This is a genomic window from Dellaglioa sp. CoH-56-MRSF-10, assembly GCF_056782175.1.
Map to the genome: position 1 here is coordinate 1 of NZ_JBXAYF010000079.1, position 313 is coordinate 313.

The following is a 313-nucleotide window of genomic DNA, read 5'->3' on the forward strand; positions in this document are numbered from 1 at the left end:
CGCTGCATGGGCGTAAGCAGTTCAGCCCGAAGTCGCTTTTCGAAGCCACGTCCAACGACCTGAGCGCGCGTGCCCGGCTAGTTGAGATTCGAGTTCGAGCCGCAGTCAACCTCGACCTTCTGCAAGAAGCGTGCGACGCGCTACGCAACCACATCTACACAGAGTATGCACAGGAGCTGAAGCAATTCGGTAGCAGTGCCGAACAGCGGAAAGCACTGGTCGAGCGTGTGCAGGGTACGGCCCGAACGCTGATGACCGAGGGAAAGGCACTCGTAGACGTGCTGGACCAGATCGTGAAGGACATAGATTCGGC

General features: G+C 58.8%; 1 protein-coding gene. It reads left to right on the forward strand.

Going from position 1 to position 313, the window contains the following annotated elements:
• The coding region (locus tag AC1RP4_RS07900; RefSeq protein ID WP_481763258.1) for a hypothetical protein at positions 1-313 on the forward strand (313 nt) is incomplete at both ends.